Genomic DNA, 26,409 nt, shown 5'->3' with positions numbered 1-26,409 from the left:
AATTCTCGATCGCGCATGCCTGTCGGCAAGGTGCGGATACACCTTCAGCCATCACGCCTTAGAGGACGAGGTCGCCCTGCAGACGGCCTTCCTTCACCACCACGCGGCCATCGAGCGCGATGGTGCATTTGCGCATCGGCAGGTCGAAATGCCCTTGGGTGAAACGGCCCGCATACTGGTTGGCGCCGGTCGACCAGAGGAAGTTGCCGGCCCAGGCGCGGAATTCGACCGCCTGCATGTCGCGCTTGTCGTAGAGCGCACCGGAAACCCAGCGTGCCGCCGGGTTCATGCCCCAGCCGACATGGCTGAAGCCATAGGCAAGCGGGTCTTCCCAGGCTTCCATGTAGTCACGGAACAGCTCGGCATCTAAACCATCACCCTTGATGGCGGTAACGAAGTCGTTTTCGACGGTGAAATCGATGCGGCTGGTCAGATAGCTCTTGAAGGTGAGGTTCATGTCACCGACATCCATGACGATGCGGCCGTTGACCGTGTTCGGGCCGGGGAATGCCAGGCAGAGGCCGCCCGGCCAATGCGCCACGGCGCCCGGCGTCGTGCCGAAACCCGGCGTGCCGCCGCAGGGCGCATCGGTGAGGTCGATGACCAGATCCGTACCGGCGGCAGACGTCACCCGCATCTCCCTGGCTTCGCGCAGCATCTGGATACCGAGGGCAACCTTGGGGCCGAGTTCGGCCGTCGGTTCGCAGCGTTCGAGGATTTCTGGATGTTCGTTGCAGACGACGAGGATGCGGGCGCCGGCCTCTTCCACCTCGGGCCATTCGACAGCGTGGATCATCCCCTCGACGGTGCAATCGACGATGATGTCGCATTGCTTCATCGCCTCGATGGCGGCGCGGTTTCCCTGGATGGCGAGCGACGTACCCGTCGACTTTACCGGCACCGGTGCCGTCTGGCGCGGCGTCGGCATGGTGATCATGCAATAATCGGCGCCAAGATCGTGGCAGGCGAGGTCCGCAAGCTGGACCAGAACGGGGCGTGACTGCGTCTCCGAAACGATCGCGACACGCGTACCGCGGCCAATCCCATTCAGCGTGAAAACTCGTCGGAAGCAGGCAAGCCACTTCCCTTCAATGCGCTCCTGCAGCATCGAATTCTCCCAGTTTTGTGAACCGCCCCTCAGCGATTTCTTTACTTATGAGTTAAATTTGTTTGAGGCTTGAACTTCTGTCAATAGGCAATTTTGCGATTGTCGTTTCGAACGCAAAATTCCCGGCATCCGAGCACATGCCGATCACGATAAGCTGGTTCTACCGACACGTCCGCCAATCGGGCGCGGTCGCGACACGCCCCCTTAAAAGCGCATGCGATTGCCAGAGACGGGGACGATTTTTTCTCCCGGAGGATGCCGCGGAGATGCATCTTCCTTTAGTACATAAAATTAATAGACTAAATTCATCTACAGAATGACGGGTCGGATACGCACCACCGATCAGCCTGTTCTGTACCGCCGGGAAAGAACGGGACGACACAGAACGTAAGCGTATACGCACATATTTTGCGGGAGTCGCTGCCGGGAACAGAAAAGGGATGTCGCTGTGACTGTAACCCAAGGCGTTGAAAAAAATGGCGAAAGCAGACCGCTTGCAAGCGAGCAACTGTGGAGCGTCCTCGATTTCGCTCGGCGGTACCGCCTGGAGAAATGGGAGGAGAACCGTCTGCTCGCTCTTTACGGGCCGTTCGCATCCTCTCGCGATCTCCTGGCCAATGCACAGCGTCGCTCCCTGATCCCATCATCATCCAACCCAAGACATGGAGGTTCGCATGAAGCCTGATTTCTTCTCGAAATTGAAGCGCGCTATCGACCGTTTCCTTCATTGGAAGCCGCAACGCTCCATAAACACCGGCGAACCGGCCCGCCGGGATGACGAGGCCGATCGGTCCGCCCGCGAATATGAACTTCACTATCTAAGCCTCGCCTACGGCCCCTGGTATTGAGGAGAAGATATCATGGCGGTCGTCGTTGGGATCGGTGTTCGTCGGCGATACGCCGGCGGATCGGCAACAAGCATCGTGCCGCGTCTCAGGCATGTGGCCGGCCTGTGCACCGTCATCAGTTCTTTCACATTCCTGTTCGCAGTGGTGATCGGCCTGATCGCGTGAGCAGGTTCGGATATCCAGACCTGTACGCCGGCGAGCAAGGATCGCAGGGTCCTTTCGCCGGTTCATGCGTGACGGGATAGACCGGCAATGTCGGATTTCGTCAAAAACCTTCTCAGCCTCAGCGACGCCCCTGCAGCCGCCTCAAGCCACGAGCGCCGGCAGGCCATGAACCAGCTGGTGAAAATGCTGCTTGTTATGGCCGAGACCGGTGGCGACGATGCCCGGGAGCAGGCCCTGGTCATCCGTCTGACGGAGATCATTGGCGATCTGACGGGAAAGATCGCCCAGGCGGATGATGCGACCTTTTCGGCCATCGTCAAGGAAGCGGCCATGCTGGTGCAAAGTCTGCAGCAGCGGCACGCCGGCGGGACGGCATTCAGGATTCATTGAGGGAATGACGCGTGCAAGCAGACGATCCGGGCTCGACGAAGGCATGGCCTTCACCTCCGGCAATCGCCCGCCATCGTGTTCGCTCAGAAAGCGACTGCCCGGCCGGTTTTCGGTTCCGTCAGGAGGCGATAATCTGCAGCCGGATGATCGGCGGGAAGATAAGGCCCCTTGCCGAACAGCTTTTCCCGCAAGGTGCCCTCGCGATAATGAGTCGGGTACACACCCCGGCGCTGCAGCTCCGGCACGAGATGATCGACGATGTCTTCGAAGGTTTCGTGGGTCACCGCATAAGCAAGATTGAAGCCATCGACATCGGTCTCTTCAACCCATTCCTGCAGAATATCCGCAACGGTGGACGGAGAACCGACGAAGACCGGGCCGAGCCCGCCGATGCCGGCCCACTTCGACAGCTGATCGACCGTCCAGGAACGGCCGCTTCCTGCCAACGTGTCCATCATCGAGGTCAGGGAATTGGGGCCTTTGGCACCCAAAAGCTCATCCGGCGCATATTGCCCGAAATCGACGCCACTCCAGCCGGACAGGAACGTCAGCGACCCTTCGTAGGAGATGAAATCCTGATACTCCTTGAACTTCGCTTCGGCTTTGTCGTCCGTTTCAGCAACGATGATCGTCGCCAGATTGTAGGCGAGCAGCTTGGCTGGATCCCGCCCGGCAATCGCCCGGCGACGGCGCAGATCGGCGACATAATCCTTGAGCATCGTTTTCGTCGGTGACGCCACAAACACGCACTCTGCATGGCGGGCGGCAAAATCCCGGCCGGCGCCGGAAGAGCCTGCCTGATAAAGAAGTGGCGTCCGCTGCGGCGACGGTTCGCAGAGATGATAACCCGGTACGTCGAAGAACTTGCCCTTGTGGCGAATCTCGTGAACCTTCTCCGGCAAGGCGTAAAGGCGCCGCTCCCGGTCACGGACGACGGCGCCCTCCTCCCAGCTGCCCTCGAACAGCTTGTACAGCACCTCGACATATTCCTCGGCGACTTCGTAGCGGTTGTCGTGCTGGCGCAAACCGGTCTCGCCGACATTGCGTGCGCCGCTCTGCAGATAGGATGTGACGATATTCCAGCCGATCCGCCCCTTCGTCAGGTGATCAACGGTCGAAAGCCTGCGGGCGAAGGTGTAGGGATGCTCGAAGGAGGTAGAGGCGGTAATGCCCACCCCCAGATGTTTCGTCGCCATGGTAATCGGCACCGCGACTTGCAGCGGGTCGTTCACCGGCAGTTGCGCTGCCTGTCGGATGGCGTCGTCGACGCTCGCCCGATAGACATCGTAATAACCGATGACATCGGCGATGAAGATGCCGTCGAAAATGCCGCGTTCGAGAATTTGGCCGAGGTCCGTCCAGTATTCGACATCCTTGTATTGCGTCGAACGATCCCGCGGATGCGCCCACAGACCGGGTGACTGATGCCCGACGCAATTCATGTCGAAGGCATTGAAGCGAATGGTTTTTGTCATCAATAAAAGCCTAGATCGCCGTTGCTGCCTGGCGCTGGCCGGAAACCCGGCTGCGCTCCAGATCCTCGGCAAGTTTCACTTCGTCGCGCAGCAGGCTCCAGACCTCATGCCGGATACGGGCGAACTCCGGATTGGCGCGCAGGTCTTCGTCCAGCAGACGGTTGCCGAGCGGCACATCGACGATATGCTTGATCCGGCCCGGACGCGACGTCATCACCGCAACCCGTTGCCCGAGATAGACCGCCTCGTCGATACCGTGGGTGATGAAGACGATCGTCTTGCCCGACCGCTCCCAGATGCGCAGCAATTCCGCCTGCAGGTTTTCGCGGGTCTGCGCATCGAGCGCCGCAAACGGCTCGTCCATCAGCAGAACGCCGGGATCGATGGCAAGACTGCGGGCGATCGCCACGCGCTGCTTCATGCCGCCGGAAAGTTCATGCGGATACCGGTCGCCAAAGCCGGTGAGGCCGACCATGTCGAGAAAATGCAAGACGGTTTCCCGGCGCTGCTTCTTGGTGATCCCCTTCGCCTCCAGCCCGAACTCGATGTTCTGGATGGCCGTGCGCCACGGAAACAGGGCATATTGCTGAAAGACCAGACCACGATCGAGCGCCGGCCCGACGCTCGGCCGGCCGTCGATCAGGATGCGTCCGCGCGTTGGCTGGGCAAGGCCGGCGAGCAGATCGAGCAATGTCGACTTGCCGCAGCCGCTCGGCCCGACGATCACCAGGAACTCGCCCGCCTTCACCTGCAGGTTGATATCTTCCAGCGCGACAAAATCCGCCGTTCCGGACGGATTGCCCGCCGACGGTGTCCGGACCGAAAAAGTCTTGCTGAGGTTCTGAATTTCGATCGTGCTGCTCATCGTTTCATCCGGATCTTTTCACGTTCGTGCGGGTTCGGAACACGAGGGACTGGTTGCGTGGGGCAGGTTCCCCCGCCCCACGGGCCAGCTCCGCTCAGGTCGCCGCAAAAGGATTGAAGTCGTTGGTGTAAAAATCCGAAGGCTTGTGTTTGCCGGCGGGAACGATCGCGGCGTCTTCCACCAGTTTTAGCCAGAATGCCAGATCTTCCTCGACATTCAGCCCGTGCTCCGACCAGCGGAGATGGCTGTAATCTTCCTTGCCGTCCTTGTTGTAGAGATCCGGCAGGTATTTCTTGTCCAGCCGGCCACGTTCAAGACCGATCTTGATGACTTCGGCCGGATTGCTGTTGGCCCAATCAGCCGCTTCTGCGATTGCCGCAACATAGGCTTTGACGCGATCGGGATGTTCGGCGATGAACTTGTCGGTCGCCATCGTGCCGCCGCGGGTGATGAAGCGACCGGCAATGTCGGCCACGGAAAACAGCTGGCGGAACCCGCCCTTGCGTCGGAACTCGATATCAAGCGGCGAATAGGCGATGATCGCATCGATGCCGCCCTGTTGCAGGACCTGCTCATATTGCGCCTGCGGCACCGGCACGATCGTCACCTCGTCCTTCTTGACGCCATGCTTGCTCAACCAGTCGAGAGCAAACCAGACGCCGGAGAAGGTCGGCCATTGCGTCCCGATCTTCTTACCGCGCAGATCCTCCGGTCCCTTGATCGGGCCATCATCGAGGACGATCAGGCCGTCTCCCGCATTGCTCGGGTTGAAAGGCAGGGTCGAGGAGACGATCTCTTTCGCCTTCAAGCCCTTGTCGAAGACGTTGATGAAGTAGGCATAGTCCGAGAAAGGCGCCAGATCGAGCGCGCCGCTGTCGAGCGCGACCGTATACTGGTCCCAGGGAACGACCGCGAGATCGGCCTTGACGCCATGCTTGGTGAACAGGCCTGTCGCATCGGCGACTTCGATCAGTTCATAGCCTGCCGTCCAGCCCTGGTTGAGGGGCGGGAAGAAGATCTTGACCGACGGAAGATCTTCCGCCTTCACCCTGCCGATGATGCCTGGCAAGGGCAACAATCCGGTGCCGGCACCGGCTGCGATTGCGGCTGTCGTTGCGGCGCGGGAAATGAGCTGCCGCCGTGTAATCTGCGTCATGATAACCTCCATTGGGAAAATCGTGGCCGGCGAATGCGCGCCGTCGCTATCGGTGTTTAGGGATTGACGTCCTGCTTCCAGGCGGTGAGGTAACGCTCCAGCGAAGCGAGACCCCAATTGCTGGCGATGCCGAGCAGCGCCAGGATGATGACGCCGACATACAGCAGGTGGACACTCATCAGGTACTGGGCATTGACGATCAGGTATCCGAGCCCGCTGCTGGCGCCGACCATTTCGGACACCACCAGCATCATGAAGGAATAGGTCGCCGCCAGCCGCATGCCGGTGATGATCGACGGCACGGCTGAAGGCGCAACCACCTTCACGAAGATCTTCCAGCTCGGCAGGCCGACGGAGCGGGCATATTTCACCAGCGCCGGATCGACATAACGCACGCCGTTGACCGTGCCGAGCAGGATCGGCCAGACGACGACCCAATAGATGATCGCGATGTTGGTGGCGTAACCGATGCCGAAGAACAGGATAAAGACCGGGAAAAGCGAAACCGGATTTGTCTGCCGCAGAAGCTGCAGCAGCGGATTGAGATAGGCTTCCAGCGATTTCGACCAGCCGAGCACGATGCCGAGCGGCACCGCCGTGACGACGCCGAGGGCAAAGCCGCCGAGCGCCCTGCCAACACTGACCAGCACCTGTGGCCATAACTGGCCACTGGCAGCAAATTCGATGCCCTTGATTACCACTTCCGAGATCGGCGGAAAGAACGTCCGGTTGATCCAGCCCAGCCGCGGCGCATATTCCCACAGGAGCAGAAACAGGAAAAGCGCTACCGAACCGCGCACATATGGCTCAATCCGCCGCCAGACGTCGAAGAGGTTGACCCGGTTGTACGGTCGGGCATCCGTCTGATCATAACCATGCGCTTCTATTGTCATCGCCAATCCCTCGCTTTCGGATTAAGCTAAGGAAAGTCGCGTCGACTGGAGAGCAATAATAATCTATAAAATTTGTAGATTGTTATTTTTTTTGCTCGCACCGATCGGCGGAAAGAGGATTGACCGGCTGCCACCGTCACGCCGGCCAGGAAGGCGTCGGCAAGTGGACGGAATGGCAGTGCGACAAGAAATCGTGCGGAGAGCTCCTTGCGGCCAAGACGCGGGTCGTGCAGCACGGAGATAGCTTCTTTGCATGACGCCTACGCTCTTGTGGCGACGAGCAATCCCGTCTCGGAGAGTTCGTGGAAAGTCCAGACACGACCCGTTCCGCGATCTCGCTGGGTTCAATCGATGAAGTCGGCATCGCCTCTGTCGGCAAGATAGACGGCAAGGGCGCGGTCCGCCTCGGACTTCACCGCTGCTGCAACCCAATACGAGAACATCTCGTCATCGCGCGGTTCCAGTCCGGCACAGGCCACAACGATCCCTTCCAATACGGCGCTGCCGGAATAGACCGTATCACCGGCCTGCAGATGATGCGGCGCAAGCGCGGAGGTCGGCAATGCGGTCCGCGCGGACATCTCCGCCTTCTTCAGGGCGATTTCCATGTTCGGGTAGGGAGAACGCGACAGGTCACCGATAGACGCAACCAGGTAGCAACGCTCCCGGAAGCTCACCTGTCCGGCACGTTCGGCACTGATCGCATCCGTTGCCGCAACGACGATCGCGCATCCATGGCGGTCCGGCATCGATTGCTGCATCATCAATTCGAGCGCCGGCAGAACCTTCTCGAAGGCTCGTCGCGCCAATGTTTCGTTCAAGATCGATGCCACAAGCTACCTCCATACTTAGAACGCTTCCGCTTTTCTCCAGATCGCGAAACCGTTCTATCCTTTTGTTTTTACGAAAAAAATTCGCGACGTGCTTTTGCCGGAACTGCTCTAGACAACACCCGCCCAGGTCGTCCGGCGCCAGTCACCGCAGGCGACCGGCAGTCCGTCGACTATACCGGCAACGGTCACCGCCCCGGCACGCATGTCGCCATCGGCCATCTCGACCACATCGTGGCCCAGCGCGGCCAGTTCCGCCCGCTGGGGATGGCTCTTCTCGATGAGCAGCCGACCGTTTTCACTACGCCAGCGCGGGCGGTCGATCGCTTTCGCCAGATCGATCTTTTCGATTGCGAGGCCACTGATGACCTGGAGCAGCGTCTGAACTTGCCCGTCCGCACCGGGGGTCGACAAGGCAAGCGGCCCACGCGGCGTCTCGAGGATCGCCGGCGCCAGCGTGTGAACCGGACGTTTGCCCGGAGCAGCATCATTGGGAGCGGAGGTGAAGCCACCAGCCCTGTTGTTGAGCGTGAAGCCGAATTCCGGCACGAAGACCCCGGACCCGAAATCGTCGAACACACTGACCAGCGAGGAGATGCAGCAGCCGTGCCGATCGGCGACCGCCACTCCGGCCGTGTGGAGATAGGCGCGCGGGCCACCCCGGTTTCCCGCCTTGTTCATGTCGAGCGTCAGAGGTTCTGCCAGCAGGCGCTCCCCCTCGGCGGCACGGTCCCGGAAAGCAAAGCTGGCATCGGTCAGTTCGATGCCGGCATGGTCTATGCGATTGCGCGGGATGTCGCCGAGCGCCGAAAGCGCCTTGATCGACATGGCAAGCAATATGCCTTGCGTGACCGGCGGCTGGACATGCAGTCGCAGCCCGCGGAAATCGACGGAAACGGGGTCGGCAACGACGGTGCGATGCGACTGCAGGTCGTCCATGTTCATGGCGCCGCCATGCGCCTGCACCGCCTTGACGATGGCCTCCGCGCAGATGCCGGAATAGAAGGCGTGGTCCTTCTCCTTGACAATGCGGTCCAGCAATGTCGCCAGCTCTTCCTGCACGACCAGATCCCCGGCCACCGCGGAAAGAAGCGACCATTGCCCGGCACCGTAGCGTTCCAGCCGGGCGCGATGACGCTGAAGCGCTGCGGCCAGCGATGGCGGCATGGGCATCTTCTGCCGCGCAAGCCGAATGGCAGGCTGCATCACGACATGCGGCGGCAGGCGCCCATACGCGTCGAGAAGCGAAAACCAGGCGCCGACCATGCCCGGCACCGTGACGCTTGCCCCACCTTCATCCGAGACCGTCTTGAGGTTTTGGGGCGCAGCACCGGTGCCGTTGAACGCCCGCGTCCGCCCGTTGGCTTCGCGTACGAGGCACAGCATATCCCCGCCCAGTCCGCAGGCATCCGGTGCGACGACGGCAAGCACCGCCTGCGCCGCCACCAAACCGTCGGCCGCCGTTCCGCCGGCGTTCAGGATTTCCTGGGCTGCCGCCACGGCGAAGGGATTGGCCGCAGCGACCGCGCCGCCGCGTCCGGTCAGAACCGGTCTTTCCTTGGATGCAAAAGCATCGGCAATCATCGACTTCTCCCAAGGTCTCGTCATACCGCTGTATATCCCCCATCAACGACAATCGACGTGCCGGTCACGTAGCGTGACGCCGGCGAAGCCAGAAACAATACCGTTCCGGCGACATCTTCCGGCGTTCCCTGCCGCCGCATTGGAATCTGGCGCAGAAGCTCCCGCTCTGCTGCCGCCGGATCGGCCTGGAACGACCAGAACGAGTCGTTGAAAGGCGTGTCGATCCAGCCCGGCAGCAGGCAGTTAACGCGCGTCCCCTGCCCCGCAAGCTCGTCGGCAAGTGCCCGGCATAATCCGAGCAAACCCGACTTCGTCGCATGATAGGCAGGCATTCCGGCATGGCCGCGCAATGCGCCGGTCGAGGCCGTGAAGATGATGCTGCCATTGTCGGAGCGCGCCAGCGCCGGAGCCGCAGCCTGGGCCAGAAAGAACGGGCTCGACAGGTTGAGAGACAGGGATCTCTGCCAGCGTTGCGGCGTCCAGTCCTGCAGGGGCGCCGATTCCAGCACTGCCGCATTGGAGAAGACGCAATCAAGCCCACCGAAGGCATCGAGCGCTGCCTCAACCGCCGCCCGAGGACCTTCGTCGGTGGACAGGTCGCAGGGGAAGGCCCTTACCTCGCCGGCACCGGGTTCCGCCGCCACCTCTGCGGCACGCGCGCCGTCGATATCGGCGAGCAGCACCTTGTCACCTTGGGCGCGAAAGGCACGCAAGGCCGCCAGACCGATGCCCGACGATCCGCCGGCAATCAGAACAACACCCATCGATCACTCCTCCCGATCCTGATCGGACGGCGCGCAAAGGCCGAGCCCGGCCGCCATGTAAACGGCCGCGCAGTCCACCACGTCGTCCTCGAAAACATAGTCGTCGAGACCGGAGGCCAGCTCGGCCTGCGGCCCGTAGCACACGGCCGGAACGCCACGCGCCCGCCAGCGCGCCGCATCGCTGGCGGGCAGCCTGACGACCGACAAAGGCGGCTTGCCGCGCACGCTTTCGCTGGCGGCGCGCACCGTCCGGCAGAGGGGATGATCGATTGCCGTCCAGTTCGGGTTCCAACCTTTGATGCGCCGGACTTCGATACCGCCAATGCGCCCCGCCTCGATATTCAGCCGCTCCTCGATCGCCTCGATTGTCATTCCCGGCGGAACACGGAAATCGATCTCGGCCGTGGCGCTGGTCGCCACTTGGCTCACGAATCCAGCCGCCTGCAAGGTGCCTGCATTGACGGAAAGACGGAGGCCGTGCTGACCCTCGGCCAGATCCTCCATACCGGCCGGGGGAGCCACCCGCTCTTCGTTCCAGGCATCGACAATGGTGAGAAATCGCGCCAGCCGCGCTGTCGCCGACGCGCCGGCCCGCGTCAGCATGCCCTGCCCCGCCGGCGCGGAGGCCTCCACCGCGACCCAAAGCAAACCTTTTTCCGCCACGGCAAGGTTCATAAAACCCGGCCCCTCGGCATTGATCAGCAGATCACCGGTGAGATCCGGCTCATTGTCCAGCAGGAATGCCGCGCCATGGGGACCGAACACCACTTCGTCGGCAACGAGGGTCAGCGTGATGCGCCCGTGCAACCGGGATCGCTGCTGGTACAGCCCGACAAAGGCCATCGCGAGCGCTGCCGAACCCGCCTTCATGTTTCCGATGCCAAGCCCGGTCAGCCGGCCGGCGTTTCGAGCCATTTGGAAGACCGGCACCGTCCAGGCCGCCTCGTCCCCGGCATTCAAGGTATCGAGATGGCCGTTGAGGACAAGATGAGGACCGGCCTGCGTGCCCTCGAACGAACACACGAGATTGGGTTTGTTCGGCATGGCAGCGACGATGCGCGGCTGCAGCCCGGCCTGTTCGAGGAACGCTTTGATCACCGTCACCGGCGCGGTGGTGTCCCCCACCGGCTGCGGGCTGCGCGCCTCCACCAACCGGGCGCACAGATCGACCAGAATCTCCCGGCCGTCCTGGGCAAAACGTTTTGCAAGCGCGCCATCGTCTAGCGTCGGGATCATCAGCCGACCTGCCAGCCGCCGTCGGTGACCAGCGACTGCCCCGCAACGTAACGCCCGAGATCGGAGGCGAGGTAGACATAGGTTCCCGCCACATCCTCCACCGTGCCGAGCTTGCCGATAGGGATCTTTGCCTCGAACGCCTGATACAGCGTCGCGGCACTTACGCCCTGGAGATCGGCCCGTTCGTCAAACAGCGAATGGAGCATCTTGCTCTCGATTTGCCCGGGGCAGACGCAGTTGACGAGAATGCCCTTTCCGGCAAGCTCGGCCGCAAGGCATTGCATCAGCCCGATCATGCCGAACTTCGATGCAGAATAGGCGCTGTTTTCGCGTCCGCCGCGCAATCCGAAAATCGAAGCGGTGAAGATGATGCGGCCCGTACGCCCGGCCGACACCATGCGTCGTGCAAACGAGGTTGCAGTGATGAAGGCGCCGGTGAGATTGACATCCAGAACCTTGCGCCAGGTTGCAATATCCGTGTCGATGCCGTGCTTCAGGGCGAGTATGCCGGCATTCGGCACGACGATATCGACACCGCCGTCCGCAAACAGGGTATCGGCGAGACGTTCCGTGGCATCGAAGTCGGCAACGTCGAGAACGACGGCTTCAGCCTGTCCGGGCGCCACGGAATCCAGATGTGCCTGGGCCGCATCAAGGGTGCGCCTGTCGATATCGGCAATGACGACCCTGGCACCCTGCCGAAGGAACGCCTCGGCCACCGCAAGGCCGATGCCCTGGGCGCCACCGGTGACAAACGCCCTCTTTCCGGAAAGAAGATTGTTTTGAACGTCCATGTTATCCTCCTGTCAGGCTGCAACGCTCTCGGACGCACGGCCGACGATACGCTGATAGGCATCTTCATCCGTCGCGCCTTCACTCCCGATCGTGACGATGCGCGATTGCGGTCCAATGCCGAGCATGTCGCGCAGCCGTGGATCCAACGCCGCCGCGATCAGGCCCGCCGTCGCGGCGCAACCCGATTCACCGGCGACGATCGGCGGATCGCCCGCAATCCCGGCAGCCAGGACCTGCATCGTCGGCGCAGCGGCGCTCTCCGGCAGTGCGATGACGCTATCGACGGCATGTTGCAGGATGACCCAGGCAGGCGCGGACACCTCGCCAGCCGCCAGGCAGGCCATGACGGTGTTGGTGTCGCCCGGCACCTGAGTCGGCCGGCCGGCTGCGATGCTGCGAAAAACACAGTCCGCCCGTTGCGGCTCGACCACGACGATGTTCGGGCGCTCGGTGCCAAGCAATTCCCAATAATGTCCTGCGACCGCAGCCGCCAATCCGCCGACGCCAGCTTGCACGAAAACGTGCGTCGGCTTCCGCTCTGCAAGCTGGCTGAGGATCTCGGCCGCAACGAGGGTGTAACCCTGCATGATCAACGATGGAACATCCGCGCCGACGTCGTTCGATGTATCCCCGGCGACATACCAGCCGTTGACGGCCGAATCCGCCGCACAGGCAAGAACCGAGTCGTCATAGTGCCCCGCGACGCGGACAATCCGCGCGCCGTAGCGGGCGATTTCCTGTTCCCGGGTGAGACTGACATGCTCGTGCAGATAGATGACGCACTGGCAACCAAACATCTGCGCACCCCAGGCGACGGAACGGCCGTGGTTGCCGTCGGTCGCAGCCGCGACGATCACCTTCTCCACTTCGGCGCGATGTTTCTTTGCAATCAGGTCGGCAGCGGTCACATGCTCCGTAATTCCCTGCGCCGCCAGATAGCGCTGCAGAATCGCCAGCACCGCATAGGCGCCGCCGATGGCCTTGAAGCTTTTCAGCCCGAGGCGCTGGCCTTCATCCTTGTAGAATATTTCCCCGACGCCCAGTTGCTGCGCCATTCCTTCGAGCTTTATGAGGGGCGTCTCCTTGTACCCCGGCCAGGACGAAATCTCGGCATAGGCTTTGCGGAAGCCTTCCTGGTTCAGAACGCGTCGCTCGCACTCGCCATAGGGACGAGAACGGTCTGAGTGGGCATTTTGGATTGCCAGTGCGTCGAAGCGTTTAAGTTCCATAATCACCTCCGAAAGATTGGGCCCGAGATAGGCCGGGCAGCTCCATGCCCGGCCCCGGGGTTCGATTATTTTTGCTTGGCCAGTTCAGCGAACCACTTGTCGCGCAACTTCACATTGTCTCCGCTGCGCACGGCATTGCGGATGAACGTATTGAGGAAGTTGAGCAGATGGGGGTCGCCGGGGCGGACGGCGTAGGCCAAACCGACGGGCTTCACCAGGGCATCTTCCTTGTTGAGAATCGTCAGCCGTTCCGTCAGCGCCGGGCTACGGGTCTTGAGAAGCATAAGCGTGCCGGGATCCAGGAAGGCGGCATCCGCCTGGCCCGAGGCGACTTCGCTGATCCAGGCAGCGATGTCGTTTGTCACGACGCCGCGAACCTTGGCCTGCGGAAAGAGTTCCTTCGGATAGCTTTCCTCGACGGTGCCGCTTTGACCGACAAATGTCACATCGGGCGAATTGAGAGCGTCAATGGACGTGATGCCCTTTTTGGCATTGGTCACGAGGTGGAAGCCGTAAGTGTCATAAGGCTCCGTGAAATCGACCACAACGGCACGCTCGGGCGTGGCGAAAAGATTGGCGCAGACGATGTCATACTGTTTCGCCTCGAGACCCGGGATAAGGGTCGCCCAGGTCGCAGGGACGATTTCGAGTTCGACACCGAGGATCTTTGCGATCTGTTGCGCCATGTCGACGTTGAAGCCTTCATATTGCCCCGAGACCGGGTTCGGTGCCTGCCATGGCGGGCTTTCGGCCATGCCGACCTTGAAGACGCCCCGTTCCTTGATCTCCTTGATCAGGTCGTCGGCCATCGCGGGCGCGGCAAACCAGGCCAAAGCCAGGACGAGCAGAACTTTTATGAGCCCTAACCGATGCATAAGTGATTTCATGTCATTCCCCTTTTCTGGTTTTTCATGCTTGTAGAGAGCTGCCTGTCTGCGCATGGCGAACCATGTCGAGCCAGTTTCGCGGGCAGTGCTGTGATCTCGTCACCGTTTGGCGAGTCGCCTCTCAAGTCGGCGCGCATAAAGTGTGACGGGGAAAATGATCGCGAAATAGATGATCGCGATCGCGGACAGGAATGTAACGTATTGGAATGTTTGACCGCCAAGCAGATAGGCCTGCAATGAAAGGTCCATGACGCCGATGGCGGAAAGCAAGGTCGTGCCTTTCAGGAACTCCGTGAAGTAGTTCACCAGCGGCGCAATCACCAGCTTCAGCGCCTGGGGAAGGATGACGATGGACCACTTCGGGAACACGCCGAGCCCGAGCGCTTCTGCCGCCTCCTTCTGTCCACGCGGCACGGCCGCGATGCCGGCGCGAAAAATCTCCGCGAGATAGGCCGCACCGATCAACCCAAGCACCACCGATCCCGACCAGAAACCGGAGACCGTCGTGCCGAAGATCAGCGGAATGCAGTAGTAGGCCCAGAAGATCAGGATGACTTCAGGTGTGATGCGGAAGAACAGGATGTAGCAGCGTGCAAAGGCGCGCAGGACGGCAGAGGTCGAAAGCCGCATCGCACAGATCAGGCCGCCACCGACCAGGGCGATCAGGACGCCGATCAGCGTGATGGCGAGCGTCACTTTGACACCGTCGAACAATGCGCCGCTGTTGCGCAAAATGAGATCAACGTCCATGGGAGGCCCCCTTCAGAGCGCTTTCCGCAAAATAGCCGGCAAGACTGATGGCAGCCCCGACGGCAAAGGCGAGAACTGCCGCCGTCGTGTAGATCTCGACCGGCTGGAATGTATAGTTCGACAGCCGGCTGGAGGTCCGAAGCAGGTCGTCGATAGCGAGGACGGAAAGGATCGCCGTCGCCTTGAAGATGCTGATGATCGTGCCGATCAACGGAGGCAGCATCAGGCGGATCGCCTGTGGAATGATCACGGTACGCCAGGTCGGATAAGCGCGCATTCCGAGTGCCTTTGCGGCTTCGAACTGGCCTTTCCCGACACCGAGGATGCCGCCTCGAATGATCTCGCTGCAATAGGCGGCGACATTGAAGATCAATGCGATGGATGCGCTCTGGAAAGGGGTTGTCGAAAGACCTGTCAAACCGGGGACGGAAAAATGCACCCAGATGGCCTGGACGAGCAGCGGCGTCGATCGCCAGAACTCGACGAAACCCAGCGCCGGCCAGCGAATGATCCGATGGGGCGACAGATTGGCTATCGCCAGGAAAGTACCGACAAAGACCCCGCCGCCGAGAAAGCCGATGGCGGTCAACAGGATGTTGATCAGCAAGCCCCCCAGCAGCACCGGCAGGTAGGTCCATGCGACCGTGAAATCCAGTGATTGCAGAAAGGCATAATCGATCATCGTTGTTGCTCGACTCGTGCGTTTTCGGAGGGGTTTTGGCCGGCCTGCGCTTTCGCCGCCGCGGAAAGCCGTGGATGCCACAAGCGACGAGCGGGAGAATCCGCGTCGCCCTTGCCGTCCGGATAGCTCACCAGTTCGAACTGCATGCCCCAGGGAGATTGGAAGTAGATCCACAACGAACCCTTTGCCGGGCCGGAATCGATCCGTTGCACCTCTCCCTGTACGGTCACGCCTTGCGCACGCAGATGCGCGACGGCTGCATCGATGTCATCGACGTAGAACGCCACATGATGGCCGCCGATATCGCTGTTGCGCGGCGGTACGGCAGCCTGCTCCGGCGCCGAATACTCGAAGACCTCGAAGTTCAATCCGTTTGCGCAGCGCACGAAACCCCAGCGGAAACTGGAACGCCGGTCGACGCCGATTTGACGCTCCATGAAGTCTGGGTCGGCATAAGAACCCCCGTCGAGAATGAACTCGCAGCCGATGACGCGGACGAAAAAATCGATCGCGGCATCGAAGTCGGGCACCGTTATGCCGATATGCTCGGCTCCTTGCAGTCCCGGCAATCCTGTTGACGCCGGCATGGTCAGCGATCCGCCTGGTTCAGGTGAGAAACGAGGAGGCGATTGACCGCGGCGGCCGCTTCCATCATCGGCATGTGCCCGACATCGGCCAGACGCTCGACCTGAACACTCTCCGGCAGGGTGTCGGCCTGGCTGGCCGGTATGACGCTGTCCTTCTCCCCCCAGATGACCAGCACGGGAACCGATGCGGCGGAAAGCGCCTCCCGCAGGTCGACGGCCTGACGGCCATCGGCCACAAGCCCCGCCGCAATGGAGGCCAGTGCTTCCGGGACGCCTTCCAGTCGCTTGAATTTCAGTACGTTTTCGACCATTTCCGAACTCATCGCGCCCGGATCGGCAAACAGCTTGGAAAGGACATCCTTCATGGGCCTGCGCCGGTCGGCCGCAAGGAAACCGTCGATGTAGTCCGTCGAGATCTCCGGTCCCAGGCCCGCGGGCGCCAGCAGGCTGAGCGAACGGACACGCTCCGGTGCGCTGGCCGCCGCGGACAATGCCACGGCACCTCCCAGCGAATGGCCGACCAGATGCGCCTTCTCGATACCCAGCGCGTCCAGCGCGGCGATGACCGATGCGGCAAGCGCATCGACACTGCCCGAAGGCACGGTTGGCGCCGAACTGCCATGGGCGGGCAGATCGATGACATGGACCGGCCTGTCCTTGGCAAGCGCATCCTGGGTGAACAGCCAGGTACCGGCATCCCCACCGAAACCATGAACCAGCACGACGGGCGTGGCGCCGGCGCCGGCGCCGAGGCTGAGAATATTGAGCCTGTGAGCGCCGGCTTCAACGATGCGTGGCGCAGGATAGGCGTTCGCATCTGAACCGGTCGTTCCGGCACGCTCGGCATAGCCGGCGACGAAAGTATCGATCTCGCCGTCGGAAATGCTCGTCTCGGCGACAACGGCGAGCAGAGCGCCAACCGGAACAACCGCGCCTTCCTCGACGACGACGCGCCGAAGCAGGCCGGATACCAGTCCCTCGACCACGTTGGTGATCTTCTCCGTCTCGACCTCCATGATTTCCTGGCCCGTCGAGATCCGCTCACCTTCCTTGACGAGCCACGCAGCGAGACGGCCTTCGGTCATGGTCATGCCCCATTTGGGCATGGTGATTGCTTGCATCTCAGTGTCCATGCTCGTTATCTCCTGTAGGCCATGGTCTTGCGGACCGCGTCGGCGATCTTCTTGGCATCCGGCAGGTAAGCCGCTTCGAGATTGGGGGCGTAGGGCACCGGTGTGTGCGGCGCGGTCACCTTCATGATCGGGGCCTTCAGCGCACCGAAGGCGTTCTCGGCGATAATGGAAGAAATGTCGGCAGCCATGCCGCAGCGCGGATTGGCTTCGTCAACGATGACCACGCGGCCCGTTGCCTCCGTCATCTCGAGAATTGTGTCCTCATCCAGCGGTGAGGTCGTCCTGGGATCGACCACCGTGCAATCGATGCCCTCGGCGGCCAGGATGGCAGCAGCTTCCTTTGCGAAATGCACCATGCGACCGAAGGCGATGATGGTGGCGTCGTCACCTTCCTTCAGGACATTGGCTTCGCCAAAGGGAATGGAATAGGCCCCATCGGGAACTTCCCCGACCGTATCGTAGAGGAGCTTGTTCTCCAGGAAGATCACCGGGTCGTCGTCGCGAATTGCCTGGATCAACAGACCCTTCGCGTCATAGGGGTTCGACGGGATCACCACCTTCAGGCCGGGAACATGGGTAAAGATCGGGTAGAGCGCCTGGCTGTGCTGGCTGGCCGACCGCGTGCCGGCGCCGTATGTGGCGCGCAGAACGAAAGGCGTCACCGCCCGGCCACCGAACATGTAGCGGAACTTGGCGGCCTGGTTGAAGATCTGGTCGAAACAGACGCCGAGAAAGTCGACAAACATGATCTCGACCACCGGGCGCAGGCCGGTGAGGGCCGCGCCGGCCGCGGCACCGACAAAGGCGCTCTCGGAAATCGGCGTATCGCGTACCCGGGAGGGGCCAAAGGCGCCGAGCAGGCCCTTGGTCACGCCGAAAGCGCCACCCCAGGCATCTTGCTGGCCGGATGCGCCCGCACCGCCGGCAATGTCCTCGCCGAGGACGATCATGCGCGGGTCGCGAGCCATTTCGTGGTGAAGGGCCTCGTTGAGGGCCTGGCGGTAGGATTTCTGCGGCATATCGCTCTCGCTTAGACGTAACGGACGTAGACGTCGGTGGTAAGTGTATCGAGGGAAGGCTGCGGCGCAGCCCTGGCAGCCTTGACGGCGCTGTCGATCTGGGCCTGAACCTCGGCATCGACGGCATCCAGGTCGCTCTCTGCAAGCAACTTCGTCTCGCCGACGCGGCGACGGAAGGTCGTCAGGCAATCGCGGTCGCGGCGCATGGCCGCCTTCTCTTCGGCGCTGCGGTAATTGTCGGGATCGCCGCTGAAATGGCCGTAGTAGCGCGGCGTCTCGATGTGCAGCAGCGTCGGGCCTTCACCCCGGCGCGCCCGTGCCACCGCCTCGGCCATGGCGTCGTAAACAGCGAAAAAGTCGACGCCGTCCACCTTCGCAAAGGCCATGCCCAGTGCATCGGCACGCTTGACGATCTCGCCGGCGACGACAAACGAACTCGCCGTCGCTTCGCCAAATCCGTTGTCTTCCACGGCAAAGATCACCGGCAGCTTCCATACCTGGGCAAGGTTCATGCTTTCGGCGGTCGTGCCCTGGTTGATGGCCCCGTCACCGGTGAAAACGACGGACACGTCGTCCCGGCCGAGAACCTGGGCGGTCAAGGCTGCGCCGCACGCCAGCGGCGGACCGCCGCCGACGATGCCGTTGGCGCCGAGCATGCCTTTCGAGAGGTCGGCGATGTGCATCGAACCGCCCTTGCCACGGCAGATACCGGTGTCCTTGCCAAAAATTTCAGCCATCATGCCGTCCACATCACACCCTTTGGCGATGCTGTGCCCGTGGCCGCGATGCGTCGAGGCGATGTGGTCGGTCTGCGTGAGGTGCATGCAGACGCCGACGGCGGAAGCTTCCTGACCGGCATAGAGGTGCGTGTTGCCCGGAATGTCGCCACTCGCCATCTCACTGCTGACGCGATCCTCGAAGACGCGGATCGTCCGCATCAAATGGTATGCCTCCAACAATTTTTCTCGTGACAGCTGCATTCCACTCATGGCGAACTCCGGTGTGGGCAATGGTTCATGGGACTAAAGGTGCCGTGCCATGGATACTAAAGGCAGGTGGCGCGTAAATTTCTCAAATTTCTTGCATTCTCGAGAAATTTACGCAATAAATTTGGATAGGCGCAAAAATAAAGCGATTTGGGCATGCTTGATAAATTTGATATCAAACTCCTCAATCTGATGCAGACGGACACCCGGCGCACGGCCCAGGACCTGTCCGAGGCAATCGGACTGTCGCCATCGGCGTGCATGCGCCGGCTGAACCGCCTGCGCGAGACAGGCGTCATCGAAGCCGAGATTGCCGTGGTCGCACCGGCGGCTGTCGGGCACCGGCTCACCATGGTTGTCGAAGTCTCGCTGGAGCGGGAACGGCCGGACATCATGAGCGACTTCAAGAAGGCGATGCGCATGACGCCTGAAGTCATTCAGTGCTACTACGTGACGGGTGAGGTGGATTTCATCCTGATCGTCGCGGTCAAGAGCATGAGCGACTACGAGGCCTTCACCAACGACTTTCTGTTCAATAACAAGAACATCAAGCGCTTCAACACGCTCGTCGTCATGGATCGCGTGAAGGTAAGCCTGGCGGTTCCCCTGGACGAGGAAAGCTGACACGCCGACGGCTCGTTGTCCGAGCCACCCCGCCCCTGGCTGGAGGCCGGCTTGGTCTCCGGAAGCGGGCCAATGCCGGATATGGAGGATTTTCGCGCTTCGCAGGCAAGTGTCTAGCTATAGAATTCCGGTGCCAATCGCAGCGTCTGTACCCTGACCGGATCGTGCAACAGGATCATCTCGGCAGAACGCTCCCGGGCGATCGCCTTCAGCCGGCGGATTGACACAAGAGCGGCTTCATCATCACAGCTTTCGCCGGGAATGATCTCTTCCTCGAAGTTTTCCCAGAGATCGCCGGCATCCGCTGTCAACACCTTGACGCCTTCCTTCGGCAAGGTCACGACAAGCGACTGATGCCCCGGCATATGGCCACGGGTAAAGATGCCTTCGATCCCCGGCATCAATTCCCAATCGCCGTCGACGATCTGCCAGCGCATATCCGGAAAATCGAAATCGTCGTTGAACACGGCGGGACTGCCATGATCGGAGAAAGCGAATTCGTGCTCCAGCCGCTGGATCCAGATCCGTGCGTGCCGGAAATGCTTGAGATTGCCGGTATGATCGCAATGGACGTGGCTCAGCACGACATCGTTGATATCGGACGGTGATACGCCGATAGACGCCAATTGCGTCAGGAAATCATGTTCCGGCAGGACGATCGGCGGCGCCAGCCAGCCACGGCTCATGAAATAATCCTCGCACCGAACGGGATCGCGGATGTTGTCGACATTCACGCCGGTATCGAACAGCACAAAACCCCGCGCGGTTTCAATCAGATAGGCACAGATCGGCTCGGCCATGACGAAACGGCTGCCCCGGTTCCGGGTCGAAACCGTCTTCGGAATGACCTCGTAGCCGAGGAGAAGGACGGTGATTTTTCTGGCAAGCGTCACAACTCTCTCCTTGTCCGCTCCGTCTGCCGGGATTGCGCCCAGCACTTGAAATGTGCCCGCAAACTTACGCAGTTTTTTTGCATTTTTCTAAAAATCACGCGATTTTATGGCGTTTGAAGGCGTGTTTCACAAATTTTGCGCATTGCTGCGATGCTAACTTGTTGTCGAGGGGAAAAAGCAAGTGGGAAATCGGGAGGATGGAATGAACCACAAGCGACGCGATCTGCTTAAACTGACCACAGTCGGTCTGGGGATATGGGCAACCGGCCTGCCGGCCGCACGGGCTGCCGGCACGGCGCCACGCATCCGCGCCATTTTCGAGACTCCCATGGAGGAACCGTTTGTCACCCAGCTTCACCTGGCGATGACGCGGGTCGCGTCGGAAAACGGCCTTGACTACAAATATTCCGAATCCGTGAAAGCCGCCGATTTCCCGCGGGTCCTGCGCCAATGGTGCGAGGAAGGGATCGAACTCATCGTCGGCGACGCCTATGGCACCGAGCAGATGTGTCGGCGCGTTGCCGCCGGCTATGCCGATACGGCCTTCACCCTCGGCTCGGCGATGGGTCCGACGGCCCCCAACGTCTCGACCTTCTATGGGCAGAACTACGAGGCCGCCTATCTCGCCGGCATGCTGGCAGCGGGACTTTCGAAATCCGGAAAGATCGGCGTCGTCGCCGGCATTGCCGTTCCGACCACCTATGGCCTGCTCAACGCCTATCGCGCCGGCGCCAGGGCAACGAAGTCCGACATCCAGATGAAAGTTGCCTATATCGGCTCGATGTTCGATCCGCCGAAGGCCAAGGAAGCAACGATTGCCATGGCTGACATGGGGGTCGACGTGGTTTTCGCCGAACGTATGGGTGTCATCGAGGCCGCCACCGAACGAGGAATGCTTGCAATCGGCAACATGACGGATCAGTCGGCGATCAGCCCGCAAACCGTCGTCAGCAGCGCGATGTGGGATCCCTATCCGATCATCAAGGCATCGGCCGAAGCCGTTGCCTCCGGTACTTTCGCTGCCAAGGACTACAGCGAACTCGAGAACATCGCCCATGGCGTCAACTACCTCGCGTCTTACAAGAGCTTCGAGGACAAGGTGCCGGCCGAGCTCAAGGCCGCGATCGACGCGAAGTCCAAGGAAATCGCAAGCGGAGCGACCAAGGTCGTTTACGAAGAAGGCGAAGTGAAATCCGACTGACGGGCCCTCGGAGGCAGCAGATATGTCCACAGACACGCCGATCCTGTCACTCACCGGCATCACCAAGCGTTTCGGTAGTGCTACAGCAAACAGGGCAGTGAATTTTGACCTCGGCAAGGGAGAAATCGTTGGCCTGCTGGGCGAGAACGGTGCCGGCAAGACCACGCTCATGAACGTGGTTTTCGGCCTCTACCAGCCGGATGAGGGTACGATCCGGATCGATGGCAAGCCCGTCGGCATCAACACGACCGCAGATGCGATTGCGCTGGGCATCGGCATGGTTCATCAACACAGCCACGCCGTGGCCCGCCACACTGTGCTGGAAAACCTGATGACCGGCCTGCCCGGGCGCCGCGGCCTTCTCGACCGCCGTTCCGCGCTGCACAGATTGTCCGAGATCCGGGATGCCTACGGCCTCCACCTCGATCCGGACCGGCTGGCCGGCGATCTGGCGGTCGGCGAACAGCAACGGCTCGACATTCTCCGCGCGCTCTTCCGCAGGGCGCGCGTGCTGATCCTGGACGAACCGACCTCCGTGCTGACGCCACGGGAAACGGAAGGCCTGTTCACCGCCCTGCGGGCACTCAGGGACGACAATGTCGGGATCGTGTTCATCAGCCACAAGCTCAACGAAGTCCGGGCGATCACCAACCGCATCGTGGTCATGCGCCGGGGGGAAGTGGTGGCCGACATGCCGAATGACGGGACGCTCACCAACATCGGGCTGGCGTCGCTGATGTGTGGGCACGAGCCCGAACGGGTGGTGCGCGAACCCGCCCGGAAAGGCGATGTGCGGCTTTCTCTCAAAGGCCTGACGCTCAGCCATGCGAAGCACAACGATACAAAGGAGCCTATCGATCTCGACATCCACGCCGGCGAAATCGTCGGCATTGCCGGCGTCTCCGGCAATGGACAGGTGCGGCTCGCCGAAACCGTGGCCGGCGTGGAAGCGGCCCTCGCCGGTGAAATCAGGATCGATGGAAGCATCGTCAAGAATCCCTCTCCAAGACAGATGCAGGCCAGAGGCCTCGCCTATATTCCCGAGGACCGGATCGGCGCGGGCCTCGTCGGCTCTTTGCCGCTCCTGGAAAACATGGTCCTGTCGCGTTATGTCGAGGCACCGTTCGCAAACCGGGGCTGGCTGAACTGGCGGGCGATCCTCGACTTCGCCGCCAAGCAGATCGCATCCTACGACGTGCGCCCGCCCGATCCGCATATGCCGGTCGGACTGTTTTCCGGCGGAAACCAGCAAAAGGCCATCATCGCTCGAGAACTGGCCTTTTCTCCCCGTGTTCTGGTCATCGCCCAGCCAACCCGGGGGCTGGATGTTTCGGCCATCGCATTCGTTCACCGGGCACTGATGAATTTGCGGAATGAAGGCTGTGCCATCATGCTGATCTCGGACGATCTCGACGAACTCTTCCAACTCTCGGACCGTATCGCGGTCATGTACGAAGGAGAGATCATCCGTGACCTCCCGGTGGAACAGGCCAGCATTTCCACGGTCGGCCTGACCATGACGGAAGGCCGGACGGCGGGGAGGCAGGCAGCATGAGACTGATCGCCAAACCCGACAGGAATTCCCCGCTCCATGACGCCATGATGCCGGTTGCGGCCGTCGGCGTCAGTCTGCTGATCTGTGCCATCCTTATCCTGCTGGCCGGCGCGAACCCGATCGAGGCCTTCGGCATCATGATATCGGCGGCTTTCTGGGGGAAGTTCGCCTTGACCGAAACACTTGCGCGCGCTGCCCCGCTGATGCTGTCGGGCCTTGCGGCGCTGGTCGCGTTTCGCACACGTTTCTGGAACATCGGCGGCGAAGGCCAGATCATCGTCGGCGCCATGGCAGCCGCCTGGATCGGTGCTCTCAGCCTGCCGGCACCGCTCTTCATTCCCGCCATGCTTGTCGGCGGCGCACTGGCGGGGGCGACCCTCGCGGCCGTCCCGGCATCCCTCAAGACCCGGTTCGGCGTCGACGAGGTCGTCTGCACGCTGATGCTGAATTTCATCGTCATGTATCTCATGCAGGCGCTGCTCTCCGGGCCATGGAAGGACCCGGTGACAGGATGGACGAACAGCCCCAGCATTCTGCCGGCGGCAGAATTTCCGATCTTGTGGAAAGGCACCCGACTGCACCTGGGCGTCCTGCTGGCTTTCCTGTCCGTTGGTGTCATCAGCCTGATCATGAAGCGGACAACTTTCGGCCTGTCGATGAAGATCGTCGGAGAAAACCCGAAAGCCGCGCGGCACGCCGGCTTGAACGTTTCCCGCGTAACGCTGCTGGCGGCACTCCTGTCGGGAGCTCTTGCAGGCCTGGCCGGCGCCGGCGAAATTGGCGGCATCCAGTTCCAGGTCATAGCCTCGATCTCATCCGGCTATGGTTATGCGGGCATCGTCGTGGCGATGCTTGCGCGATTGTCAGCCGTCGGAATCATACCGGCAGCACTCTTCATTGCTGCCATCACCACCGGTGCGGACGAAATGTCCCGTCAGACAGGCGTGCCTTTCTTCATCGCCGATGCGATGCAGGGGATCTGCCTGATCGCAGTCCTGGCGGCGATGATGCTCTCCCGCTACCGGATCCGTTTCCGCATGTCCCCCGAAAGCAAGGCAACTCCGTGAGCATCTTCGACCTGATCCTGGACGTCGGCTTCCTCGCAGCAGCCGTAAGACTGTCCATCCCCCTGCTTCTCGGCACGCTCAGCGAACTCACCGCCGAACGCTCCGGCGTGCTCAATCTGGGCATCGAGGGCATGATGCTGTCGGGTGCGCTTGCCGGTTTTGGCACCGCCTTCGCCACCGGTTCACTGTGGCTGGGCGTGGGTGCCGCGATAGCTATCGGCATGCTGCTGGGCGCCTTCATGGCAGTGCTTGTGGTGCATTTGCGGCTCGACCAGACCGTAACCGGCCTCGGTGTCAGCATGGCGGCCACCGGTCTTGTCTTCTATAGCTACCGCCTGGGTTTCGGCGAGAGCAGCACCCCGCCGTCGATCACGCCGTTCAAGTCCATTCCACTGCCCTTCCTGTCCGACATTCCGGTGATCGGCCAGGTCTTCTTCAACCAGTACGCGCTGACCTATGCCGCCTATCTGCTCGTGCCCGCCCTGGCCTTCTTCCTCTACAGGACACCGGCGGGTCTTTCGCTGCGCACCGTCGGCGAAAACCCTAAGGCCGCCTCCGCCGCCGGTATCGACCCCATCCGGATACGAGTGCTGGCGCTCATCTTTGCCGGCGGGCTTGCCGGACTTGCCGGTGCCTATCTCAACCTCGCCGCCTTCGGCTCGTTCACCTTCGGAATCATCTCGGGACGGGGATGGATCTGCCTGGCGCTTGTCGTGCTTGGACGCTGGAACCCGATAGGCTGCGCCTGCGCCGCGCTGCTATTCGGCGCCATCGACGCCTTCCAACTCCGCCTGCAGGCCAGCGGCTCGGTCGATCTGCCCTACCAACTTCTTCTTGCTCTACCCTATGCAGCAACATTGGTGGCGATGATCTTGAATTCCAGACGCAGCGGCGGCCCCGCCGCCCTGATGCAGCCTTACGACGCCGAACAACGATAGACGCTTGGCAGGAGCCAACGCGCGAGCTATCCCCAACGATGCGCCTGCGTGGCTCGGGTGAAGGCTTGACCGGCCGGGGAGAGCTGCCGGCCAGCGATGTTGACGAGGCAAACTTCGCGCTCGACCGAGGGCTCTACCAAGGGGCGGCGCAGGATGCCCGTGTGGGTGACCGAGTATTCGGGCATGAACGCGAACCCCATGCCGGCCATCACCATTCCCTGAATCCAGTCCTCGCGTTCAGAGCGGAATGTTGCATAGAGTTCGATGCTGTTCTGCCCGCAGACATGCATCACCGTCTCACGCATCTCGCAGGCAAGGCGGTCGACATAGGCCTTCTGCTTGGTGTCGCCGAGCCGCACGGTATCCTGGCGTTCAAACGGATGACCCGGCGGCACGATCACGACATAACGCTCGCGATAGAGCGGCATCGCCCGCACCGATGGCGGATAGCCCCCCGGCGCGTGCAGCACCGCCATGTCGATCTCGCCGGAATCAAGTTTGGCCTGGAGCTCGTCCAAGCCACCCTCATGGACACCGAGTTCGACGCCCGGATGCTGCTCCTTGAAACCTGCGAGCAGGGCCGACAGCCGCATCGGCCCGATCGTGTTCATGATGCCGATTTTGAGCGGCACCTGACGCAGCAGGCGAAAATCCTTCGCGGCCTGGCGAACGCTTTCCGCCTGTTCGGCCATCTGGGTGATAAATGGCCTCAGCCGCAGGCCGAGTTCCGTCAGCAGGATGCGCTTCCC

At 61.6% G+C, this 26,409-nt stretch carries 29 protein-coding genes; 9 read left to right on the top strand and 20 right to left on the bottom strand.

Translation table 11 applies throughout. From position 1 onward, the window contains the following. Positions 1-58: 58 nt before the first annotated feature. On the bottom strand, positions 59-1,108 hold the full coding sequence (locus tag ACSQ3I_RS09960) for a peptidase M29 (RefSeq protein WP_435998406.1): 1,050 nt from the start codon (positions 1,106-1,108) through the stop codon (positions 59-61). 448 nt (positions 1,109-1,556) lie between these two features. On the opposite strand from ACSQ3I_RS09960, the gene ACSQ3I_RS09955 reads away from it, so the two are divergent. The 4 genes from ACSQ3I_RS09955 to ACSQ3I_RS09940 all read left to right on the top strand — a co-directional run bounded on the left by ACSQ3I_RS09955 (position 1,557) and on the right by ACSQ3I_RS09940 (position 2,511). After that, positions 1,557-1,793, top strand: coding sequence for a hypothetical protein (locus ACSQ3I_RS09955; RefSeq protein ID WP_435998404.1), 237 nt, complete (start codon positions 1,557-1,559; stop codon positions 1,791-1,793). Beyond that, on the top strand, positions 1,783-1,956 hold the full coding sequence (locus tag ACSQ3I_RS09950; protein WP_435998403.1) for a hypothetical protein: 174 nt from the start codon (positions 1,783-1,785) through the stop codon (positions 1,954-1,956). Before ACSQ3I_RS09955 ends, ACSQ3I_RS09950 begins: the two co-directional genes overlap by 11 nt. 12 nt (positions 1,957-1,968) lie before the next feature. Next, complete coding sequence (locus ACSQ3I_RS09945) at positions 1,969-2,121, top strand: hypothetical protein (RefSeq protein ID WP_435998401.1); 153 nt, start codon at positions 1,969-1,971, stop codon at positions 2,119-2,121. Between the two features lie 87 nt (positions 2,122-2,208). Then, entirely contained in the window at positions 2,209-2,511 is a 303-nt protein-coding gene (locus ACSQ3I_RS09940; RefSeq protein WP_435998399.1) for a hypothetical protein, read from the top strand. Positions 2,512-2,594: 83 nt separating this feature from the next. Here ACSQ3I_RS09940 and ACSQ3I_RS09935 read toward each other — a convergent pair whose 3' ends face one another. From ACSQ3I_RS09935 to ACSQ3I_RS09855, 17 genes are all read right to left on the bottom strand, one after another. Then, positions 2,595-3,986, bottom strand: a complete 1,392-nt coding sequence (locus ACSQ3I_RS09935) for an LLM class flavin-dependent oxidoreductase (RefSeq protein WP_435998398.1) — start codon at positions 3,984-3,986, stop codon at positions 2,595-2,597. 10 nt (positions 3,987-3,996) lie between these two features. Then, complete coding sequence (locus ACSQ3I_RS09930; protein WP_435998396.1) at positions 3,997-4,851, bottom strand: ABC transporter ATP-binding protein; 855 nt, start codon at positions 4,849-4,851, stop codon at positions 3,997-3,999. Between the two features lie 94 nt (positions 4,852-4,945). Continuing rightward, positions 4,946-6,007, bottom strand: a complete 1,062-nt coding sequence (locus tag ACSQ3I_RS09925; protein WP_435998394.1) for an ABC transporter substrate-binding protein — start codon at positions 6,005-6,007, stop codon at positions 4,946-4,948. 56 nt (positions 6,008-6,063) lie between these two features. Continuing rightward, positions 6,064-6,900 (bottom strand): ABC transporter permease, encoded by an 837-nt coding sequence (locus ACSQ3I_RS09920; protein WP_435998392.1) that lies wholly within the window; start codon positions 6,898-6,900, stop codon positions 6,064-6,066. 344 nt (positions 6,901-7,244) lie between these two features. Then, a complete protein-coding gene (locus tag ACSQ3I_RS09915) occupies positions 7,245-7,733 on the bottom strand; it encodes a hypothetical protein (protein ID WP_435998390.1) in 489 nt (162 codons plus the stop codon). Positions 7,734-7,841: 108 nt separating this feature from the next. After that, positions 7,842-9,338, bottom strand: coding sequence for a gamma-glutamyltransferase (locus ACSQ3I_RS09910; protein ID WP_435998388.1), 1,497 nt, complete (start codon positions 9,336-9,338; stop codon positions 7,842-7,844). Then, positions 9,335-10,078, bottom strand: a complete 744-nt coding sequence (locus ACSQ3I_RS09905) for an SDR family NAD(P)-dependent oxidoreductase (protein ID WP_435998387.1) — start codon at positions 10,076-10,078, stop codon at positions 9,335-9,337. The genes ACSQ3I_RS09910 and ACSQ3I_RS09905 overlap by 4 nt, the downstream gene beginning before the upstream one ends. 3 nt (positions 10,079-10,081) lie before the next feature. Beyond that, positions 10,082-11,314, bottom strand: a complete 1,233-nt coding sequence (locus ACSQ3I_RS09900; RefSeq protein ID WP_435998385.1) for a M20/M25/M40 family metallo-hydrolase — start codon at positions 11,312-11,314, stop codon at positions 10,082-10,084. Next, on the bottom strand, positions 11,314-12,108 hold the full coding sequence (locus tag ACSQ3I_RS09895) for an SDR family NAD(P)-dependent oxidoreductase (RefSeq protein ID WP_435998383.1): 795 nt from the start codon (positions 12,106-12,108) through the stop codon (positions 11,314-11,316). Before ACSQ3I_RS09895 ends, ACSQ3I_RS09900 begins: the two co-directional genes overlap by 1 nt. Before the next feature lie 12 nt (positions 12,109-12,120). Continuing rightward, positions 12,121-13,338, bottom strand: coding sequence for a diaminopropionate ammonia-lyase (locus tag ACSQ3I_RS09890; RefSeq protein WP_435998382.1), 1,218 nt, complete (start codon positions 13,336-13,338; stop codon positions 12,121-12,123). Between the two features lie 65 nt (positions 13,339-13,403). Beyond that, the gene (locus ACSQ3I_RS09885) at positions 13,404-14,225 is read right to left on the bottom strand and encodes a transporter substrate-binding domain-containing protein (protein WP_435998380.1); all 822 of its coding nucleotides are present in this window, start codon (positions 14,223-14,225) and stop codon (positions 13,404-13,406) included. A 99-nt stretch (positions 14,226-14,324) separates the two neighbouring features. After that, on the bottom strand, positions 14,325-14,975 hold the full coding sequence (locus tag ACSQ3I_RS09880; protein WP_435998378.1) for an amino acid ABC transporter permease: 651 nt from the start codon (positions 14,973-14,975) through the stop codon (positions 14,325-14,327). Continuing rightward, complete coding sequence (locus ACSQ3I_RS09875; RefSeq protein ID WP_435998376.1) at positions 14,965-15,657, bottom strand: amino acid ABC transporter permease; 693 nt, start codon at positions 15,655-15,657, stop codon at positions 14,965-14,967. The genes ACSQ3I_RS09880 and ACSQ3I_RS09875 overlap by 11 nt, the downstream gene beginning before the upstream one ends. After that, a complete protein-coding gene (locus ACSQ3I_RS09870) occupies positions 15,654-16,244 on the bottom strand; it encodes a VOC family protein (protein ID WP_435998374.1) in 591 nt (196 codons plus the stop codon). The genes ACSQ3I_RS09875 and ACSQ3I_RS09870 overlap by 4 nt, the downstream gene beginning before the upstream one ends. 2 nt (positions 16,245-16,246) lie before the next feature. Then, complete coding sequence (locus ACSQ3I_RS09865; protein ID WP_435998372.1) at positions 16,247-17,377, bottom strand: acetoin dehydrogenase dihydrolipoyllysine-residue acetyltransferase subunit; 1,131 nt, start codon at positions 17,375-17,377, stop codon at positions 16,247-16,249. Positions 17,378-17,382: 5 nt separating this feature from the next. Next, a complete protein-coding gene (locus tag ACSQ3I_RS09860; RefSeq protein WP_435998370.1) occupies positions 17,383-18,396 on the bottom strand; it encodes an alpha-ketoacid dehydrogenase subunit beta in 1,014 nt (337 codons plus the stop codon). Positions 18,397-18,407: 11 nt separating this feature from the next. Then, a complete protein-coding gene (locus ACSQ3I_RS09855) occupies positions 18,408-19,385 on the bottom strand; it encodes a thiamine pyrophosphate-dependent dehydrogenase E1 component subunit alpha (RefSeq protein ID WP_435998368.1) in 978 nt (325 codons plus the stop codon). 153 nt (positions 19,386-19,538) lie between these two features. Here ACSQ3I_RS09855 and ACSQ3I_RS09850 point away from each other — a divergent pair, with 153 nt between their 5' ends. Then, entirely contained in the window at positions 19,539-20,006 is a 468-nt protein-coding gene (locus ACSQ3I_RS09850) for an Lrp/AsnC family transcriptional regulator (RefSeq protein ID WP_435998366.1), read from the top strand. 113 nt (positions 20,007-20,119) lie between these two features. Here ACSQ3I_RS09850 and ACSQ3I_RS09845 read toward each other — a convergent pair whose 3' ends face one another. Further along, positions 20,120-20,899, bottom strand: a complete 780-nt coding sequence (locus ACSQ3I_RS09845) for an N-acyl homoserine lactonase family protein (protein WP_435998365.1) — start codon at positions 20,897-20,899, stop codon at positions 20,120-20,122. A gap of 202 nt (positions 20,900-21,101) precedes the next feature. Here ACSQ3I_RS09845 and ACSQ3I_RS09840 point away from each other — a divergent pair, with 202 nt between their 5' ends. From ACSQ3I_RS09840 to ACSQ3I_RS09825, 4 genes are read left to right on the top strand one after another with little or no spacing between them, the layout of a single operon-like run. Then, positions 21,102-22,100: a BMP family protein gene (locus ACSQ3I_RS09840; RefSeq protein WP_435998363.1), complete on the top strand. Its 999-nt coding sequence runs from the start codon at positions 21,102-21,104 to the stop codon at positions 22,098-22,100. Between the two features lie 22 nt (positions 22,101-22,122). After that, complete coding sequence (locus tag ACSQ3I_RS09835) at positions 22,123-23,655, top strand: ABC transporter ATP-binding protein (RefSeq protein WP_435998361.1); 1,533 nt, start codon at positions 22,123-22,125, stop codon at positions 23,653-23,655. Beyond that, positions 23,652-24,722 carry an ABC transporter permease gene (locus tag ACSQ3I_RS09830; RefSeq protein WP_435998360.1) on the top strand — a complete coding sequence of 357 codons (1,071 nt, stop codon included), beginning with the start codon at positions 23,652-23,654 and terminating at the stop codon, positions 24,720-24,722. Before ACSQ3I_RS09835 ends, ACSQ3I_RS09830 begins: the two co-directional genes overlap by 4 nt. After that, complete coding sequence (locus ACSQ3I_RS09825) at positions 24,719-25,660, top strand: ABC transporter permease (RefSeq protein WP_435998358.1); 942 nt, start codon at positions 24,719-24,721, stop codon at positions 25,658-25,660. Before ACSQ3I_RS09830 ends, ACSQ3I_RS09825 begins: the two co-directional genes overlap by 4 nt. Before the next feature lie 26 nt (positions 25,661-25,686). Here the strand turns inward: ACSQ3I_RS09825 and ACSQ3I_RS09820 are convergent. After that, positions 25,687-26,409, bottom strand: a 723-nt coding sequence (locus ACSQ3I_RS09820; RefSeq protein ID WP_435998356.1) for a LysR family transcriptional regulator substrate-binding protein, incomplete at its 5' end; no start/stop codon positions are given.

The sequence above is a fragment of the Rhizobium sp. LjRoot30 genome (assembly GCF_964253915.1).
Taxonomy (GTDB): domain Bacteria; phylum Pseudomonadota; class Alphaproteobacteria; order Rhizobiales; family Rhizobiaceae; genus Metarhizobium.
Note: the sequence above shows the minus strand (reverse complement) of the source record. Positions and strands in the feature narration are given on the sequence as shown.